Consider the following 19,871-nt stretch of genomic DNA (forward strand, 5'->3'; position numbering starts at 1 on the left):
GACTTTTGCGTATTTTTTAGGATTGCTGTAAAAATGCGTTATTTTTCACAAAATTTTATGGGGGGGGGGGGTAGGCATTCTGGTGTATTATAAATAAGGTACTTTGAGTATTGCAGTTTCGCATAGTGTGCGTGTGAGCTGTGTGTATTGCGCACATCTCTCGCGCATAGATGTGGTGTTTGTGCATGCTTATGCAATAGGTTGACGGTATTGCGTGAGAGCATGTGACATTTGTTTATTTTACGTATGCATACTGTACTAATGTATGGTACGTATGTGTGGGCTGGTTATAGCATATTGAGGCACAGTATGCGCTGCATTGAGATGGATTGGAATAAGGAGAATTGATGGTAGATCGTAGCGACTTGCATGGTAAATCACCAAAGAGAACACTTCGTAAGGCTCATGCTGTGAAGCGTTCTCGTGCTTTACGCAAGGGAGTTGCTGGAGTTGCTGTTGCTTCAACTTTGGCAATGATGCTGCCGTCTGTTGTGGCTTCTGCGCTTCAGCCTACTCAAAAAGATATTATCAATGCGTCTAATACGACGCAAAAAATGGGCAAAGGTAAGCCTGATCCGGACGAATTGAACATGCAGCGTTGGGGTGCTGGCGTGCTCAAGAAGAGTGCTCAAACTCAAAAGTTTGTAGAGCTTGCGCGCCATGATGCACAAATGCAACAGTTGCGCGAGGCACAACAGCGTGAGATTGAGCAGCGTGAAATAAATAAGAGTGAAGCAAAACAGCACGAATCGCAACAACAAGAAGCACAACAGAGCGAAATTGACTCACAGTTAGGCAGTTCTAATGCCGTTGGACCTGCTGGATCTGCTGAAGTAAGTGCGCCTGCGCCAGTGCAGAATACAAATGCACAACCTGCAAGCACTCACGCAGAAAATACGAATACAGTAAGTGCTGCAAATACGCCGAAAGTGCGTAAGCCTAGGTCTATTGAGAATAACGGTGGTGATAATAGCGGGAGTAGTGTACCTTCTGCGGCAAATGTAACTGCATCTCCTGCTGCATCTTCTGCAAATAATGCGCCTACATCTCCTGCTGCGGCTCCTGCAAATAATGCACCTGTACCTTCTGCAAATAATACAGCTGCAACTCCGACTACTACTCCTGCAAGCAATACAACTGCACCGTCTGCTCCTGTAACTCCTGCAAGTGCAGAAGCTAATGCTGGTGCTGGAACTGCAGCGAGCACAAGTGCAGATACAACTGCACAAGACAATAAGCAAAAGCAAAGTGCAGAAAGCTCTACACAAGGTTCACAAGGCTCTTCTCAAGGTTCGCAAAGCAGTGCAGAAGGTGCAACTACAGGCGACACAGGCGAAGATAAAAGCGCTACGCCTTCAGCTACTGCACAAAACACTGCTTCAGAGCCTGGGTCTGCTTCGAGCAATAATCCAACGTCTTCACCTGCTTCAACGTCTACTCCAAACGCTGGCACACAGAACGCTGGCACTCCAAACGCTGGCGCAACAAACACAGCAACTGATCCAAACAGCCAGGTAATTAAGCCGAATGAGCAGCATCCAACGGCAGGCAGCACCAGTGAAGCCAACGCACAGGTACAAACCGACAAAAAGCCAAGAGCTACGTACAATTTGAAAGTTCGCTACACGATTGGTGGCGCTGCGAACAAGCAGCTTGTGCAGCCTTATGAGCTTACTATTGACAAAGAAGGCTTCGATAATCTCGGCAAAGACGGCAAGTATGAATACATTGAGCTTCCAAAGTCTGCTGGATACCGCCCATCTGTATATCATTCTGGTGATTACCAGTACTACATTAAAAAAGGTGACAAGTTTGTTATTGACGATGGCACGGATGCGGATGCTATTCGCTACTTGCGTTTGGACAAGAAGCTGATTACTGATTACGCTGTAAAGGAAAGGTCGGCTGTTGGAGGCAACAACGTCGCTCAAGCTCCGCAAACCTCATCATCTCAAGCAACTACAAATCCGCAATCTTCGTCCTCTACAGAGCCAAAAGCAGAAGATGGCATTCAGTACTACGGTGAGCTGAACATAAACTACGCTCCTAAAACAGCTAAGTACTATGTGCGTCACTTGGTGCAGGATCTCGATCATAAGGATGAGTTCTACGATGCTCCAAATTTGGGTATAGGCAAAGTAATTACTGTAAAGTATAAGGATGGCAGTACTGAGAGAATACACGTTACGGAGATTACGGGCACAGTCGGCTCTAATGTAAGCGCTATTTCAACGTATATTCCAGGCTACGAACCGGAGCATAATCTTATTAGCTCACCGCTTTCGGATTCGGATAGTGAAAGCGACAAGCTGATTTTGAACCTTCGCTACTACCGTAAGGCTTACGATGTTACTTACGACACTGATGGCGGCACGGATGTTACTGCTCAAAAAGTGTATTACCAGCAACCTGTGCCAAAAGTTGCAACGCCAACTAAGCGCGGTTACAGGTTTAAGGGTTGGTCTGTAGTCGATCCTAGCAAAAAGAGTGATCCGCTTTATGATGGGAATGATATTGTTTCTCTTGATGACTACAAGATGCCGGATCACAATGTGCAATTCCGTGCTAATTGGGAAGCGAACAAGACTACAAGCTACCGCGTGAATGTGTGGGTGCAAAAGGCGGATTTGGTTGACAAAGAGCATCCGGATTCGCTTGCAAACTACGACTTTGTTGGTCTTGTTGAGCGCAAGAATGTGCAAACAGACAGTAAAGTTGCACTTGATAAGATGAATGATGCTGGCGTTGTTGATGATACTAGTAGGCTTAATGGCTCAAGTGAAGATGATTATGTAGCGGACCCAGAGCTTGGCTTAACTAGAAAAGAGCTGCAGGGTACAGAAGCGAATAAATACAAAGACGGCTTAATTGCAAAGTTCAACTGGATGAACGATACGGATACGGCTGTAACAGACTTAGATGGTTATGATACTGAGCATCCTGGTGCTGCTACAAACAAAGGTAAGGACTTATTCACGCGCTACTTCCACGTGAATAAGGATCTCACTAAAAAGCTTAACAGTGAGGAACATGATTTTGTGCCGGGTCGCCCAGATTTAGGCAAACGTATTAAATCGAAGCTTTGCGCGGACGACTTAAACAACACTCTTAACTTAGTTTACGACCGCAATACTTACGAGCTTATTTTTGCTAAGCCTGCTGTACTTAAATCTTCAGAAGATGCTGAGCGTTTAAACAATGCTGCTATAAAAAGACTTGACGAAAACGGCAAAACAACTATTTATTGCTATGCTGGCGGCGGCAATTGCTCAGAGAAGTATGATGAAGTAAACGAAGATGAGGATAACAATACAATTAACCACAAAGGTTACCGCGTAAATGTTCGTTATGGTCAGAGTCTTACTGATATTTGGCCTAATGTAAATGAATTAGATTTTAATGATGATACAGGCTCTCTTGGGTGGCGTATTGGATATGCAGGGGGAATAGAGTTTCGTGATACTCCTCCATTTCGTTTTACTAAAAAAGAATTTGCTGACCCTAAATTCCGTGTAGTGGGTAATAATCACAAGCTTAAAATTAGTGATAATCCTGATAGTGATCCAAATAATACATACGAGTTAAAAGATAATCAGCGTCTGATTACAGCTGATACCAGTAATACTCAGGTTATGCCTATTCAGGTAATCATTGAAAAGCAAAGTATTGCGTCTGCTAAAAAAGGCAATGATATTGCGTCTGCTAAAAAAGGCAATGATTCAGGCAATGATGATTATGTTCCAGGCGATGATGATTATGTGCTTTCAACGGATTCGTATAGCAAAGATGATACTAGTAACAAGGAATACCCTCATAAGTCTTCATCCATAGCTGGTTTTAACTCTGTTGACAAAGAGAAGCGTATAGAGACACATGAAAGTGATGATTTTGATGATACGCTATTATCAGATTTATATTCACATTCTATTGAATATAAAAAAAATGGTGAAAAAGACTGGGATGATCTAGATGACAAAGCAAAAGAAGCTTTTAAGAAAGAGTACAATGTAGGCTTCCGTAATCACTTAGCTGGTGGAGGCGAAGACTCACAAGAATATGAGGAAAACGGCTACCTTGTATTTAAATACAACCGCCAGTCGTACGATGTACAGTTTTATAATGCGGACGGCAATGCTATAAAGGACGACAGTGGCGCTGCTACAGAAAAACTGCCGTTTGAGTATAGCTTGACTAAGCGCGGCAACGATAAATTGACTGATGACGACGACAAAGCCTTGTACTACAACGCAGGCAAGGTTAAGTCTTACGATGCTTCTGTAACTAAGGACGGTGGTAATAACACCGCAACTCAGTTCGATGGCAAGTACACTTTCACGCTTAATGGCAAGACTTACTCCATCGAGCGCCCTGATTACTTGCCAAAAGACTACGTGTTTAAGGGCTGGGCTGTTGATCAAGCCGGTATTCATCTTATAAATGGCAAGATAAATGACAATAGTGAAGGTACTGAAGGCGACGGCAAAGCTAAAGGCGAAACTAAAGATTTTACAATGCCAGTCAACGGCATTAAGCTTTACGCTGCGTGGGGTAAGCCAGAAGGTATTAAGCACACTGTAACGCTTAACTACAATATGCCTGAAACCGACGAAAAAGGCAAAGAGAAATCTGGAACAAACGTAGTTACAAAAAAGCAGTTCGATCACTACTATGTTATTAAGGAAAATAAAGATATAAAGGTTCCAACTCGCAAAGGCTACGACTTCTACGGCTGGGAAATTACTAAGAACGGTACGACTTTGCCGTACGCTTTCGGCAACAAAGTAGTAGAAGATATAACGCTTAAAGCAGTGTGGATTGAAGATACTCGCTACAACGGTACTTTTAAGCACGTGTTCTTAAAGCCAGGCGTAACGTTTAAGCAGTATAACGATGCTAAAACTAATCACAAAGAAGCTGATCTTGTAGATCATGTTTCCGAGCAAACTGTTTCTGGCTTGCGTGAGCATTTGCGCTACAATGCGGAAGCAGTCTACAGTGACGAAACGCACTTCCCAGATAAGCATTTCACAAGCTTTGAAGCCTCGAAGGACGAGAACCAGAATACTGGCGAGTTTGTGTACCAAACGTACAATACGCGCAAGTATAAGGTTCGCTATGTAACTATTGGTGAGGATGGCAAAGAAAAGGATCTTCTTCCAGAAAGTGAAGTCAGCTCTGTAAATCGAAAGTACGACGTAGCATTCTACAAGCCGATTGAAGGCTTTATGCCGGAAACTACGCAGCAGAATATTGAATACGCTACTGACGAAGATGGCAAGCAGATTGGCGAAAAAACATACACCTTCAAATATAAAGACGTTCGCGTGCTTAAGCGCAAGTGTTATCCTCCTCAGGATCCTGAGCATGCTAAGGATACTGAGTATCAGGATCCTAAGCATCCTCAGTATCGCCCGGATCACTACACGCGCTACGTGTTCAAAGTGGATAATAAGCAAAGCTCTATGGGCAGCGTTGTTGACTGGCAAGGAATTAAGGTAGCTGACGGCTCTGCTCTTGTGTACGATGCGATTAAGGGCACGAAGGCATACCAGATGCCGCTTCCAACAGTAAAAGCGAAGCCTGGATTCGAGTTTGCTGGCTGGACTTCGAAAATCGGTTCGTCTGCTCCTGGTTCTACGGAGCTTCAGTATTCTACTGGCGTAAATCGTTTGCCGATTCGCTCCGAAGAGCAGAACAGCCCTGAAGTAATTTACATTGCTAACTTCAAGCTAAAAGCTCCTGTTGCTGCAGCTCCGCAAGTGCTTACGCCAACTGAACAGATTAGTACTACAAGTGGCGAGTCTGCTAAGAAGCTCATAACCAATGCTGGTGATTATCCAGCTGGTGCTACGTTCAGCTTTGCGCCTGGCGAAAAGTTTGACAGCACTCCGGGCTTGCACAAGATTAAAGTGCAAGTGAAGCTTGGCGGCGAAAAGCCAGCTGAAGCTGAAGTGCTGTACCGAGTGCTTCCAGATTTGGTGTACGCAAGCGATTGGGATAAGTTTAAGACTACTGACTACGGCAGCAATAATGCTAAGGACTACGTTCCAATTACCTTTACCGGCAAGAATGATGAAGGCACTATTATTGGTCATGATACGACTGGCACTACTCCTTCTACCGGCGGAACGACTACGCTAACTGCTTACGTTTATAAAGGTAAGGATGTTAGAATCCGCGTGCCGCAAGCCTTCGGCGCGGATCACAGCAGCAATAAGTACCACTACGTGTTTAAGGGTTGGGCAACTAAGGTTGTAGAGCCGACTGTTGAGAATCCGAATCCAGAGCAGAAGTTTGACATAAATTCAAGCGACCGCTACGCGGATGCGAATTTGCAAAACGGTGTAACTTACCACGCTGTTTACAAGAAAATCGACTACTTCTCCAGTTCGTCTGACGGTGGTGAAGTTCCTAAGGATGCTGTAGTTGCAATCTTCAAGCCTGCTCCAGGTAGATTGTGGGATGACAAAACAAGTGGCCCTAAGGTGTTCTACGTAAAGAAGGGCACTGATCTTGAAAAGATTACAAAAGACGGAAGCCCAGCATTAGACTGGCTTAATAATCAGCTAACTGGCGCTAAGGGAACTTGGTCTCGAAGCAGCATGCGTAATGATGGTAAGCCAGTTGATGCTATTCCAAATGTTGCTGAATCTAAAGGCAAGTGGATTGTTAACGAATCATTCCAAGAGTTCGTTGCAGATCAGGAGCCTTTATCTACTCCAGAAGTTGAGAGTAATACTTTGCTTGCAATTCGTGGAGATAAAACGACTCTTCCAGAGCCAAAAGATTACATTGCTAATTATTCTGTTTTTGACGGCGATAATAAGAATCCAAATGTAGAGAGTGTAACAGTTGAGTATGCATCTACTGCTCCGACTGTTGATAAAGCTGGCGTTTACACTGTTCCGTTAATAGTTAGTGTTAAGTATAAAGACGTGGAAAAGCCTGTTCCTTATAAGACTGTTGGCAAGCTTAAAGTAATGCACGACTTGATTTACGGTGAAAATGTAAAGGATCTTGGCGCTAATCCAACTAAAGATGATCAATCTGAGCATGACAAAATAGCTAGTGAGTATAAGAAGGTTAACTTCATTACGAATAATAGTTATGGAACTATGGCTAGTGGTTCTCGAACCTTGTTCTACGCACATACGAACAAGACTTCTGGCGTGCGCGCACCTCAGGCTATTGGCAAGGATTATGATGCTGATGGATACCATTACGAGTTCGTCGGTTGGAAGAAGCTTGATAGCTTTACAAAAGATAACAGTAGTGCTGAGACTCTTACTACGGATAACGTTAAGTCAAACGAAATTTTGCAAAGCTCAAGCATATTTAAAAATGCGTATGAAGCTAACACTACGTATCAAGCGGTTTATAAGCGCGTAGAGAACGTAATTGACGCAAAGAGTAAGGATAAAATCCCAGATAATTACGTGCCGTATGTGTTTACTCCAGGTTTTGGAAGAATATGGGATGATGGTTCGTATAATCCAAAGGTTGTTTATTTCAATCCAAAGACCACTACTTATCGTGCTGATATTAATAAAAAAGCCGATAGTATAAAAGGCAGACTCGTAGGATTTAATGGATGGTCTACTTACGATGCAACTGGCAATATTATTGAAGACATCGATAATGAACTGAAGAATAATGGCGTTAAGAAGACGCTTTTGTTTGTAGCAAAACAAGCTCATATTAAAGATGTTAATGTGTCGGATATTGTTTTAGGCGTCGGAGATACAATTCCTTCTACGGAAAATCTTGTTCACAGTGACGATAGTGCAGATAAGCCAAAACTTGTTGGCATTAGTGGAAACGGCGGGGATTATTACAGCGCTAGCGGCATACTTTATAATCCTGGTATTACTACTGTGACTGTAGAAGTTATGCAGAAAACAGATGAGAAAGATAAAAATGGCAAAATAATAACTAAACCAAAGAATATTCCAATTCATATTAGTGTTTTGCCTAATGTGATTGCGCAGCAGGATTTGCCTGCAAGTGATACTAAAGAATTTAGGTATATTGCGCAAAACTACACGAAGGTAACGTATGTAGTTGGAAATGGTGGAGAAATGAAGTCTCCTGTTTTCACATATTGGGTGCGTAAGGGTGCTAAAAACGTGCATATGCCAGTTCCAGATGTGCTTGCCGATAAAGGCTACGTGTTCAAGGATTGGTCAAGTGTTACTAAGAATTATTCTTTGGATTTCACTAAGTCTAAGTTTGCAACTGATGAGCAAAAAGAGTTCTTGGCCGAACGTGCAGATCTTGCTGGGCTAAGCTTTATTGCAAAGCAGATTAGAGCTTCTAAGCATTCTTCGTTTGCTGCGTTGAAGAATCTTCTTGATCTTGGTGGAAAAGAAAATGGCATAACGTTCAATCTTGACGAGACCATTATTACTGCCAACTTCGAGCAGATGAAGAAAATGAAGTTTAAGTTTAGTGGTTCTGCTCGAGAGGGTATTTTCACGAACTTCAGATTGCAAAACATAACTGAAGGTTCGGGCGACGCGAATAACAAGATTACAGTAGACGGCAATGAAGTAACTATTAACGGGTTAGTTGCTAAAGGCTTGACTTCTGTAAACGGTATTAACGCAACCTGTGCTGGTACTGAATGCAAGATTTCTGGCACTCCTAAGATTGTGAATGGTAAGCCGAAAGTTGAGCTAACGTTTACTACTACAGACGAGTACGGTCGCCAAGCGGAAATTACTGTTGAAATTGATGTGATTTCTGAGAGTAAACCTGCTCCAGCGCCTGTGCCAGATTTTGCGCCTTCTGTGATTCCTGAAGCTCAAATTATAGAGCCTGAGGTTGAGCAGCCTGAGCAGCCTGAACCAGAAGAGCCGCAACAAGAGCCAGAGTCAAAGCCTGTGCTCGCCAAAACTGGTAGCGATACGTCTAGAGTTGCATCCGCTGGTATTTTGTCGTCAGCAATCGCAGCAATTGGTCTCGCGGTTGTAAAGACAGGCAAGCACCATCGCAAGCGTCGCAATAATAAATAATTTATTTTAAATTTGGAGCGTTTGAATTTTTCATGCGCTCCATTTTTATGCGAATTATAAACGCGTTTTATGCGAATTATAAGTGCGTCGAGGGTGGTGACTAAAATAACGAAGGTTCCGGTTCACGCTTAGCTATTGGGGCTTCGCGACCCGGGTCGCCCGAATTCCATAGGAGACATTATGAAGCAGGGTATTCATCCCGACTATCACGCAGTGCAGGTTACCTGCTCTTGCGGAAGCACTTTTGTAACTCGTTCCACCGCTGATGGCGATCACATGACGGTTGACGTGTGCTCAAAGTGCCACCCATTCTATACCGGCAAGCAGAAGATTCTCGACACCGGCGGCCGCGTGGCTCGCTTCGAGAAGCGCTACGGTAAGAAGACTAAGTAGCTTTTATGACGCCAGCCCTGCTTTCGTGTAACTCGCGGAATCGGGGCTGGCGTTTTATGTGCTAAACATGTGTGTTTAATGTTTTACATTTGATATTTAAATTTTTGATTTACAATCCGCGTTAAGCGCGACTACAAAGGAATATGATGGCTGAGTCAGTAGAGGAACAATTCCCGGCAGCAGTTACCGCGTTAGAAGAGTATCGCGATATTGAAAGTCGTATGGGAAGCCCGGAAGTTGCGTCAAACCCGGACGCTATTCGCAAGCTCGGCCGTAGGCACGCAGAACTTGGCTCAATCGTAAACGCTTACCTAAATTACAAGCAGATTTGCGACGACTTTGAAGCCGCAAACGAAATGGCAAGCGACGACCCAGATTTTGCTGAGGAAGCTAAGCGCTTAGAAGAGCAGCTTCCAGCAGCAAAAGAAAAGCTTCGCACGGCGCTAATTCCTAGGGATCCAGATGACGCGCGCGATATGATTATGGAAATTAAAGCTGGCACAGGCGGCGAAGAAGCGGCTTTGTTTGCTGGCGATTTATTGCGTATGTACATGCGTTACGCGGAAAAGCGCGGCTGGACTACCGTAATCCAAAGCGAAAATTCAACGGAACTTGGCGGCGTAAAAGACGTGCAGCTTGCGATTCGCGCAAAAGGTACGCCTGCTCCAGAAGACGGCGTGTGGGCAAGCATGAAGTATGAGGGCGGCGTGCATCGCGTGCAGCGAATCCCAGTTACGGAATCGCAGGGACGCATACAGACTTCCGCAGCCGGCGTAATCGTGTTCCCAGAAGCGGACGAGGATGACGACGAAATTGAAATCGATCCAAAAGATTTGAAGATTGACATTTTCATGAGCTCCGGTCCTGGTGGACAGTCTGTTAACACTACTTATTCCGCGGTCCGCATGACGCATATTCCAACCGGAATTGTTGTTAGCATGCAGGATGAAAAGTCGCAGATTCAAAACCGTGCGGCAGCACTTCGTGTGTTAAAGTCTCGTTTGCTTGCCATGAAGCACGAGCAGGAGGCGGCGGAGGCGGCGGATATGCGCCACTCGCAGGTGCGTTCGCTCGACCGTTCTGAACGAATCCGCACGTACAATTTCCCGGAAAATCGTATTGTAGATCATCGCACGAATTACAAAGCTTACAATCTTGACCAGGTTCTTGACGGCGACTTGCAGCCTGTTATCGACAGTGATATTCAGGCGGATGAAGCTGACCGCTTAGCGCAAGCCAAGTAAGTAGCCGAGTAAGTTAAGTAAAATTACTGAAATAACCATACGGTTCTTAAAATGCGCGAACTTTTGCAAAATGCTATTGCGCGTCTTCGTGAAGCAGGCGTGGAGTCCGCGGAATACGACGCGCGTTTGCTGCTGGCTAAAGCTTGCGGCGTAAGCTTAGCTGAGCTGAACAAGGCGCTAATACTTGGCGATTTAACCGATTTTTCGCCCGATTATGCTAGAAAATATAGCGAGTTTGTAGCTAGGCGTGCTTCTCGCGAGCCGTTGCAGCACATTGTTGGCCGCGCGCCTTTTCGCTACTTAGATTTGCAAGTTGGCAAAGGCGTTTTTGTGCCGCGGCCCGAAACGGAAATTGTTGTTGATGCTGGCTTGGATTGGTTGCGCGAATCTGGTATTAGCAAGCCTACGGTAGTCGATTTATGTGCAGGTTCGGGAGCGATCGGATTGTCGATTGCAACGGAAGTTGCAGACGCGCAAGTGTGGGCTGTAGAAAAATCTCCTGAAGCTTTTCAATATTTGCGAAAAAATTTTGAAGAAACTGCAAAGAATTACGAAAATATGCAGATTTCCAGTCGATACCATGCTGTTCTTGCAGACGCAACAAAAGCGCATATTTCGGATTTAACTCCTGAACTTCACGCAATTTGCGGCAAAGTAGACTTAGTAATTACGAATCCTCCATACGTGCCAGAAAATCAAGTGCCGGAACAGATTGAAGTGCGAGAATATGATCCTCCGCTTGCGTTGTACGGCGGTTCTGCGGACGGCTTGCGTATTCCGGAACAGATTATGCACGTGGCTTTTGAGCTGCTTCGCTGTGGGGGAGCGATGGTGATGGAGCACGATATTTCGCAAGGAGATGCGCTTAAAAAGTATGCGGAAAGCGTAGGTTTTTCGCGTGCTAGAGTTGGAAACGACTTAACTGGCAGACCGCGATACACTTTTGCGCAAAAGTAAGATTTGACTCAAACGAAAGATTTGACTCAAACGAAAGATTTGACTCAAACGAAAGATTTGACTCAAACAGAATAAAATAAGCAAATAAACAAAAGCAACAAGATAAATAAAAGCAACAAAAGAGGCAAAAATGAGCAAAATTTGCAATATCAACGAGGAATCACTGCAAATGGCAGCGCAAATTATTAACGAGGGTGGCGTAATCGTAGTACCAACTGACACCGTGTACGGCGTTGCTTGCGACCCGTTTAACGAAGCTGCAGTTGCAAAAATTTACGAGCTTAAGCGCAGACCGCGCACGAAGGCGCTGCAAATTTTAATGAGCGGAGTGAAAGATTTAGAAAAACTTGGGCTGTATTTGCCGTCTCCGCTGGATATTTTAGGCAAAAAGTTCCTTCCGGGTGGATATTCTCCGATTGCGCGCGCGAAGAAAGGCTCGGTTGCGTCTAAACTTGCAACGCTGTGCAAAACGAATGAGACTGATGAGAAAACTCAAGCAACTCAAGCAACTGAAGCAGCTGAAGCAACTCAAGGCGTGCGCGTGCCGGATTGCCCGGAATTAATGCAAATTCTGCGCGTTACAGGTCCTTTGGCTGCTTCTAGCGCGAATCGCAGCGGTAACGAAAGCGCAGACAGTGTGGAAGAAGCGTTTGCGGCTTTCGGCAACGAAATTCCGCTGTATTTGAACGCAGGCCCGACTCGCTCGCACGTGGCAAGCACGGTAGTTGGCGCGGATTCAAGCGATAAAGACGGCATTGTGATTTTGCGCGAAGGTGTGATTTCGGAGCGTGAAATTCGCAATGCGTTAAGTGAGTAAGTTTATTAACTTATTTCTGGTACTAAATTTCTGGTACCAACAAATCGCTACAATCAAAATAAGCAAGCGAAAAATTTAGCAAACGCTGCTAAAACCAACGAAGTAATCGCATAGCAAAGGACGCATTCATGAGGGTATACCTGTTTATTGCAGCAATTGCAGGCGGTGCTACGTGGCTTATTATGCCTCTTGTTCGTCACCTTGCAATTCGCATGGGTGCTGTTGGCAAAGTTCGCGCTCGCGACGTGCATACTATTCCAACGCCACGTATGGGTGGTGTGGGTATGCTTTTTGGTTTCGCAGTTGCGATGGCTTTCGCAAGCTCCATGCCCTTTATTTCCGGGCTTTTTGCTGGAACTCACCAGCCGTGGGTGGTGCTTGCCGGAGCCGTTATGATATGCCTGCTTGGGGTATGCGACGACATTTGGGATTTAGATTGGATGCTAAAGCTTGCCGGTCAGCTGCTTATAGCCGTGTTCGTTGCGTGGGGAGGATTGCAAATTGTAACTTTGCCGCTCGGCTCGCTCGTAACGGCATCTCCAAGCGTGTCAATCGCAATAACTGCAATACTAATCGTTGCTTCAATTAATGCAGTAAATTTTGTAGACGGGCTGGACGGACTAGCTTCCGGAATTGTTGCAATCGGCGGAATTGCCTTCGCAACATACTCCTACATGCTCGCGCGCACGTCGCCATCCTACGCATCAATGGCAACTCTTATTGACGTTGCAATGGTGGGAATGTGTGTCGGCTTTATTCTTCACAACTGGCATCCTGCGAAACTTTTTATGGGCGATTCCGGTTCAATGCTAATCGGCTACTTAATTACTTGCGCGTCGATTATTATGACCGGACATTTGGATCCGTCAGCTGTACATACCAGTATTTATTTGCCTGTATTTATGCCGATTTTGCTGCCGATTCTTGTGCTGTTCCTGCCTGTTTTAGATATGTGCTTGGCTATTTTTAGGCGCGTTGCTAAGGGTCAGTCGCCAATGCACCCGGATCGAATGCACTTGCATCACCGCATGCTGCGCATTGGGCATTCTGTGCAAGGTGCTGTGCTGATTTTGTGGGGATGGGCGGCGCTGATTGCGTTTGGCTCTATTATGATTCTGTTCTTTAAAGCTGTGTATGTGCTTGTTGGAATGATTCTTGCTGCTGCGTTGCTTACTGTGCTCACAATGATGCCGTACTTGCGTCGCCGTCTGCCTGAACTTCGCAATTCGTAGCAACTGCTTAATTTTGTTCTTATTGCTGTGGCGCGAGTTTTGGGGTGCGTTTCGGCAAACGTCATAGCAAAAACGTATAGTAACCCTATGGCTACAACTGATATTAACACGGAATCCGTGTATGCTCCTGTTCCACCAATTTTCGAGAAGCTCGGTCTCGCTTATGACGACGTGCTGTTGCTTCCAAACGAAACTGATGTTATTCCGTCCGAAGTGGATACTTCCACTCGTCTGACTCGCGAAATTACCATGAAAGTGCCGACTATTTCGGCAGCTATGGATACTGTTACCGAGTCCGATATGGCTATTGCCATGGCGCGTAACGGTGGTATTGGAGTACTTCACCGCAATCTTTCTATTGATGATCAAGCTGCGCAGGTTGATATTGTTAAGCGCAGTGAATCCGGTATGATTACCGACCCGCTTACTGTTCACCCAGATGCTACGCTCGCCGATTTAGATAAATTGTGCGGGCGTTTCCATATTTCGGGCTTGCCGGTAGTAGATAGCGAAAATCGTTTAGTTGGTATTATTACCAACCGCGATATGCGTTTTATTGCTTCCGAAGATTACGATCGCTTGAAAGTTAAGGACGTGATGACGCGCGAAAATCTCGTCACTGGTCCTTCTGATATTTCTAAGGAAGATGCTCACCGCTTGCTTGCGGATAACAAGATTGAAAAGTTGCCTTTGGTTGATGCCGAAGGTAAGCTTACAGGCTTGATTACTGTTAAGGACTTTGTGAAGACTGAGCAGTATCCGGATGCTACTAAGGATGATCAGGGCCGCTTGCGCGTTGCTGCTGGCATTGGTTTCCTTGGTGATGCTTGGCAGCGTGCGTGCGCTCTTATGGAAGCTGGAGTTGACGTGCTTGTGGTCGATACCGCAAACGGCGAAGCTCGCTTGGCTCTCGACATGATTCGTCGTATTAAGGCAGACAAGGCTTTCGACGGCGTGCAAATTATTGGCGGAAATATTGCAACTCGCCAGGGCGCACAGGCTATGATTGATGCCGGCGTTGACGCTGTAAAGGTTGGTGTTGGCCCAGGCTCTATTTGCACTACGCGTGTTGTTGCAGGCGTTGGCGTGCCTCAGCTTACTGCAGTTTACGACGCTGCTCAGGCTTGCAAGGCTGCTGGTATTCCATGCATTGCAGACGGCGGCATTCACTATTCCGGCGATATTGCTAAGGCTTTGGTTGCTGGTGCTGACACCGTTATGCTCGGTGGCACTTTGGCTGGTTGCGAGGAAGCTCCTGGTGAGAAGGTTTTGCTTCACGGCAAGCAGTACAAGCTTTACCGCGGCATGGGCTCGCTTGGCGCAATGGCTCCTCGCGGTAAGAAGTCTTATTCGAAGGATCGTTACTTCCAAGCAGACGTTACCAGCTCCGATAAGGTGGTTCCAGAAGGCGTTGAAGGTGAAGTTCCATACCGCGGTCCACTTAATGCTGTGCTTTACCAATTGCTTGGCGGCTTGCATCAGTCAATGTTCTACGTTGGTGCTCACAATATTAAGGAAATGCAAGAGCGCGGACGCTTTATTCGCATTACTGATGCAGGTCTTCGCGAATCGCATCCTCACGATATCGTGATGACTGCAGAAGCGCCAAACTACAGCGGTTTCCACAACTAAATCGCGTGGTGCGCGTGGTGCGCGTGGTGCGCGATTAAGTCGCGTATAAATCGCGTATAAATCGCAACTATTTTAAACGGCGAAAAGTTACGCAAGTTCCTCACAACTTGCCTGCTTTTCGTCGTTTTTAATACGCGCCTCGTCTCTACGAAGATGTAGGCTGATGGGTTCTAAAAAAATATTAGGAAAGGAACGAAAATGGCTGAAGCTAAGGAAGATCTTACGTTTACGCCGGAAGAATCGCGCTTAATTTGGATTGACTGCGAGATGACAGGTCTTGATATTTTCCACGACGAATTATGCGAAGTATCTGTAGTTCCAACCGACTTTAATTTGAAAGTTTTGGACGACGGAATTGATTTAGTGATTAAGCCAAGCGATGCTGCTGTGGCTCATATGAACGATTTTGTGCGCAATATGCACACTTCTTCCGGACTTGTTGACGAGTGGAATAAGAACGGTTTGCCTTTACAAGAAGCTCAAAAGCAGGTAGTTGAGTACGTAAAGCGCTTCCTGCCGGCTCGCGGAAAAGCGCATCTTGCTGGAAACTCGGTTGGCTCCGACAAAAAGTTCCTCGACCGTTACATGCCAGATTTAATGGCAAATCTGCACTATCGCGTAATCGACGTAAGCACGTTGAAGGAAATTTCGCGTAGGCTTTACCCGGATGTTTACCGCAATAAGCCGGCAAAACATGGCGGTCACCGTGCGCTCGCGGATATTATTGAGTCGATTGATGAGCTTCGTTACTACCGCGATATGATGTTCGTTCCAGCTCCAGGCCCAAGCGAGGCTCAAGCAAAAGCTGGCGCACAGCATATTGAGAGCACGAGCTTGCTTCGCGACTACGAGCGTCGCGGAGAAGCGCTAGAAGACGTAAATTCCGCGGAAAAGCGCGACTATTAAATAAAGCGCGACTACTAAACGCAATAAAAGGTACTGCCAATGAAGCAATCCGAAGCTCTAACCATAATCGACGCTGGTGCAAGCGCATTCATTACCGGTGCTCCGGGTGCAGGTAAAACCTACGTATTAAACGAAGCTATTCGCGAAATGCGAAAAAGCGGTTTAAGCGTTGCCGTAACTGCTTCTACCGGCATTGCGGCAACTCACTTAAACGGTCAAACTATTCACTCGTGGAGTGGAGTGGGAGTTTCAAACGCGCTTACGGATACGCTTCTTAAAACCATTAGAGCTAGGCGAGGAAAGCGCATAAAAGCCACGGACGTGCTCGTGCTGGACGAAGTTTCAATGATTCACGCGTGGCTTTTTGACATGGTTGACGAAGTATGCAGGAAGGTGCGCAAAAATCCCGCTCCTTTCGGCGGGCTTCAAGTAGTTATTTCTGGCGATTTCTTCCAACTGCCGCCTGTTAGCACTTCCATGCGAAATCGCGACGTGTTTGAGCCGAGCCCGGAGTTTATTGAGTCGCGCGAAAAGTATGCTGCAGCTGGAAAAAATCCAGAAGGATATATTACAGAATCTTTCGCATGGGACGCTTTAAAACCTGTTGTGTGCTACTTAACTGAGCAACATCGTCAAGATGACGGCAAGTTGCTTGAAGTTTTGACGGATATTCGTAACGGTCTTGTAAGTGACGACGATAAGCAAGTGTTGGCAAGCCGTCTTGGCGAATATCCTCAAGACGATGAAGTTGCAGTGCATCTTTTCCCAACGAACTCGCAAGCAGATGGCCTAAATAATATGCAGCTTGCGGAAATTGATGCTGAGCCTCACGAATTCGTTGCAACGGAAGCAGGACCTAAAAATCTCGTCGAGCGCTTAAAGAAGAATATGCTTGCTCCGGAGCGTTTAGTTTTAAAGGCTGGGGCTGCTGTGATGGCGTTGCGAAATGACCAAGAAAAGCAGTACGTAAATGGCTCTGTTGGGCGTGTTTTGAGATTCGCGCCTGAATCTAAAGGCGGATGGCCGATTGTTGAGTTTGAAAACGGCAATATTGTGACTCTTAAGCCAGCTGCTTGGGAAATGACGGATGGCGAAACGGTTCTTGCTAGCGTAAATCAAGTGCCGCTTCGTTGCGCGTGGGGAATTACGATTCATAAATCGCAAGGTATGACGCTTGATTCTGCGGTAATGGATTTGCGTAGAACTTTCGCTCCCGGAATGGGATACGTGGCGCTTTCACGCGTGGAAAATCTGGGTGGGCTTTACTTAGAGGGTATTAACGATCGCGCGTTTAGCGTTTCAGCGGATGCTGTACTTCTTGACGGATCTTTGCGCGATGCTTCAAGACGCGCGAGTGAGCTGCTTTCTAGCGACGGTGCTGCTGCGTTTGTTGCTAAAAACGCATATGGCGATTGCGCGGATCAGAAGCAGTTTGATCTTTTTGGTGTTTGCGGCGGAGATGCTGCTGACGAGTTTTCCTTCGACGATGAGTTTTAGTGCAATACGCGTTTTTTACTGGCGTGCGGCTTTTTCTTTACAACGCTGTAAAGTTTTGGTCGGATTTCGCTTCAGAAGCGGCAGAAACTTTACGCGGATGTAAAGTTTTGGTCGGATTTCGCTCTAAAAGCGGCAGAAATTTTACGCGCGTGTACAGAAAAAGTCGGCTACGCGCGAAATAGCGGCTTTTTCTTTACATAGCTGCGTAGTTTATGTCGCTGTGGCAGATTTGCATTCCCCATGGCCTAATCGACATTACTAATCGAGCATCACTTTTGTTGATGCGCGTAAACAAGTGTTTATGTCCTCATGCGCAAATAGATTGGAACGCATGAATTCCAATGTACTTCGTATGTCTCAGCTGTTCCTTCGTACGCTGCGCGAGGATCCTGCAGACGCGGACGTGACTTCCGCAAAACTTATGCAGCGCGCAGGCTATATTCGTAAATCTGCCCCAGGTGTGTGGACTTGGTTGCCGCTCGGACTTAAGGTTTTAAACAAGGTTCAGGCGATTATTCGCGAAGAAATCAACGGCATCGGTGCGCAGGAAGTCCATTTCCCAGCGCTTCTTCCGCGCGAGCCTTACGAGGCTACAAACCGTTGGGAAGAATACGGCGACAACATTTTCCGTCTTAAAGATCGTCATGAGGCTGATTATCTTCTTGCTCCAACGCACGAAGAAGTTTTCACGCTCCTTGTTAAGGATATGTATTCTTCTTACAAGGATTTGCCTGTTACTTTGTATCAGATTCAAACGAAGTATCGCGATGAATTCCGTCCTCGCGCGGGTCTTATTCGCGGCCGCGAGTTTATTATGCAAGATGGCTACTCGTTCTCGATTGACGAAGATGGTTTGAAGTCTGCTTACGTTGAGGAGCGTGCCGCTTACGCTCGAATTTTCGACCGTTTGGGCATTAAATACGTGATTGTTCACGCTGTTTCCGGTCCAATGGGCGGTTCTGATTCCGAGGAGTTTTTGGCTCCAATGCCAATCGGCGAAGATACTTTTGCTCTTGCACCTTCCGGAAAAGCCTGGAATGTTGAGGCTCTTACCACTCCAGAAGTTGCAGATGTTGATTATTCTGCAACTCCTGCAGCCGAAGCTCTCGAAACTCCAGACGCTAAGACGATTGAGGCTTTGGTTAAGGTTTCTAACGATTTGCATCCGCGTAAAGACGGTCGCGAATGGCAAGCAGACGACACTTTGAAGAACCTTATTATTGCTGTTAAGCACCCGGCTGATGCTGAGGGTGGCGAGCACGATGAGCCATGGCGCGAAATTGTGGCAATTGGTATTCCAGGTGATCGCCAGGTAGATATGAAGCGTCTTGAAGCTCAGTTTGCTCCTGCAGAAATCGAAGAAGCGACTGAGGATGATTTGAAGGCTCATCCTGAGTTTGTTAAGGGATACATTGGCTTTAGCGTATTAGGTCCTCAAGCTCGCAAAGAGAGTAGTGGTATTGCAAATCCTGTTCGCTACTTGATGGATGCTCACGTTGCAAAGGGAAGCGCCTGGATTACAGGAGCTGACGAAGAAGGAAAGCACGTTTACAACGCTGTTTATGGTCGCGATTTTGAAGCGGACGGCGTTGTTGAAGCAGCCCAGGTTCGCGACGGCGATATGAGCCCAGATGGTTCCGGTCCTCTTAGCTTTGAACGCGGTGTGGAAATCGGCCAGGTGTTCCAGCTCGGCTTAAAGTATTCTAAGGCTTTGGGCTTAAGCGTTCTTAACGAAAATGGTAAAGCTGTACCAGTGTGGATGGGTTGCTACGGTATCGGCGTTAGCCGCGTGATCGCATGCTTGGCAGAAACGCATCACGACGACGCTGGTCTCGCATGGCCTATGGCAATTGCTCCAGCTCAGGTTCACGTCGTTGCTACTGGCAAGGATCAAGTTGCTTTCGATGCTGCTGAAAAGGTTGTTGAAGAGCTTAGCAAGCAAGGCATCGAAGTAATCTTCGACGATCGTCCAAAGGTTTCTCCAGGTGTGAAGTTTAAGGATGCTGAGCTTGTTGGCGTGCCGCTGATTGCTGTAGCAGGTCGCGATACCGTGAACAACGGTACGATTGAAATCCGCGATCGCAACGGTTCAAACGTTGAAGCAGTTCCAGTTGACGAAGCTGCAAGCCGCATTGCTGCGCGCGTGACGACCTGCTTGAGCGCATAGAGCGTAGCGCGC

At 46.2% G+C, this 19,871-nt stretch carries 10 protein-coding genes; all 10 read left to right on the plus strand.

The window, feature by feature from the left end; translation table 11 throughout:
• Positions 1 to 347 precede the first annotated feature (347 nt).
• The 10 genes from AC1EKT_RS00480 to AC1EKT_RS00525 all read left to right on the plus strand — a co-directional run bounded on the left by AC1EKT_RS00480 (position 348) and on the right by AC1EKT_RS00525 (position 19,859).
• Complete coding sequence (locus AC1EKT_RS00480) at positions 348 to 9,014, plus strand: InlB B-repeat-containing protein (protein WP_481615860.1); 8,667 nt, start codon at positions 348 to 350, stop codon at positions 9,012 to 9,014.
• Between the two features lie 180 nt (positions 9,015 to 9,194).
• Positions 9,195 to 9,407, plus strand: a complete 213-nt coding sequence (gene rpmE, locus AC1EKT_RS00485) for a 50S ribosomal protein L31 (protein WP_004118797.1) — start codon at positions 9,195 to 9,197, stop codon at positions 9,405 to 9,407.
• Positions 9,408 to 9,553: 146 nt separating this feature from the next.
• Positions 9,554 to 10,651: a peptide chain release factor 1 gene (prfA, locus tag AC1EKT_RS00490; RefSeq protein ID WP_415687647.1), complete on the plus strand. Its 1,098-nt coding sequence runs from the start codon at positions 9,554 to 9,556 to the stop codon at positions 10,649 to 10,651.
• A gap of 51 nt (positions 10,652 to 10,702) precedes the next feature.
• On the plus strand, positions 10,703 to 11,608 hold the full coding sequence (prmC, locus tag AC1EKT_RS00495; protein ID WP_481615861.1) for a peptide chain release factor N(5)-glutamine methyltransferase: 906 nt from the start codon (positions 10,703 to 10,705) through the stop codon (positions 11,606 to 11,608).
• 130 nt (positions 11,609 to 11,738) lie between these two features.
• Entirely contained in the window at positions 11,739 to 12,425 is a 687-nt protein-coding gene (locus AC1EKT_RS00500; RefSeq protein WP_415683768.1) for an L-threonylcarbamoyladenylate synthase, read from the plus strand.
• A 128-nt stretch (positions 12,426 to 12,553) separates the two neighbouring features.
• On the plus strand, positions 12,554 to 13,657 hold the full coding sequence (locus AC1EKT_RS00505) for an MraY family glycosyltransferase (RefSeq protein WP_415687643.1): 1,104 nt from the start codon (positions 12,554 to 12,556) through the stop codon (positions 13,655 to 13,657).
• An 87-nt stretch (positions 13,658 to 13,744) separates the two neighbouring features.
• A complete protein-coding gene (guaB, locus tag AC1EKT_RS00510) occupies positions 13,745 to 15,289 on the plus strand; it encodes an IMP dehydrogenase (protein WP_391495926.1) in 1,545 nt (514 codons plus the stop codon).
• Positions 15,290 to 15,487: 198 nt separating this feature from the next.
• Positions 15,488 to 16,195: an oligoribonuclease gene (orn, locus tag AC1EKT_RS00515; RefSeq protein WP_415683770.1), complete on the plus strand. Its 708-nt coding sequence runs from the start codon at positions 15,488 to 15,490 to the stop codon at positions 16,193 to 16,195.
• A gap of 39 nt (positions 16,196 to 16,234) precedes the next feature.
• Positions 16,235 to 17,692 (plus strand): PIF1 family DEAD/DEAH box helicase, encoded by a 1,458-nt coding sequence (locus AC1EKT_RS00520; RefSeq protein WP_481615862.1) that lies wholly within the window; start codon positions 16,235 to 16,237, stop codon positions 17,690 to 17,692.
• Between the two features lie 331 nt (positions 17,693 to 18,023).
• A complete protein-coding gene (locus AC1EKT_RS00525) occupies positions 18,024 to 19,859 on the plus strand; it encodes a proline--tRNA ligase (RefSeq protein WP_421785137.1) in 1,836 nt (611 codons plus the stop codon).
• The last annotated feature ends 12 nt before the right edge of the window (positions 19,860 to 19,871 follow it).

Source organism: Bifidobacterium sp. C0047B3 (assembly GCF_056590535.1).

Coding starts and splice junctions, on each gene's coding strand:
- AC1EKT_RS00480 (WP_481615860.1), top strand. CDS start 348: ATGGTAGATCGTAGCGACTTGCATGGTAAATCACCAAAGAGAACACTT.
- prfA (WP_415687647.1), top strand. CDS start 9,554: ATGGCTGAGTCAGTAGAGGAACAATTCCCGGCAGCAGTTACCGCGTTA.
- rpmE (WP_004118797.1), top strand. CDS start 9,195: ATGAAGCAGGGTATTCATCCCGACTATCACGCAGTGCAGGTTACCTGC.
- AC1EKT_RS00525 (WP_421785137.1), top strand. CDS start 18,024: ATGAATTCCAATGTACTTCGTATGTCTCAGCTGTTCCTTCGTACGCTG.
- AC1EKT_RS00500 (WP_415683768.1), top strand. CDS start 11,739: ATGAGCAAAATTTGCAATATCAACGAGGAATCACTGCAAATGGCAGCG.
- guaB (WP_391495926.1), top strand. CDS start 13,745: ATGGCTACAACTGATATTAACACGGAATCCGTGTATGCTCCTGTTCCA.
- prmC (WP_481615861.1), top strand. CDS start 10,703: ATGCGCGAACTTTTGCAAAATGCTATTGCGCGTCTTCGTGAAGCAGGC.
- AC1EKT_RS00520 (WP_481615862.1), top strand. CDS start 16,235: ATGAAGCAATCCGAAGCTCTAACCATAATCGACGCTGGTGCAAGCGCA.
- AC1EKT_RS00505 (WP_415687643.1), top strand. CDS start 12,554: ATGAGGGTATACCTGTTTATTGCAGCAATTGCAGGCGGTGCTACGTGG.
- orn (WP_415683770.1), top strand. CDS start 15,488: ATGGCTGAAGCTAAGGAAGATCTTACGTTTACGCCGGAAGAATCGCGC.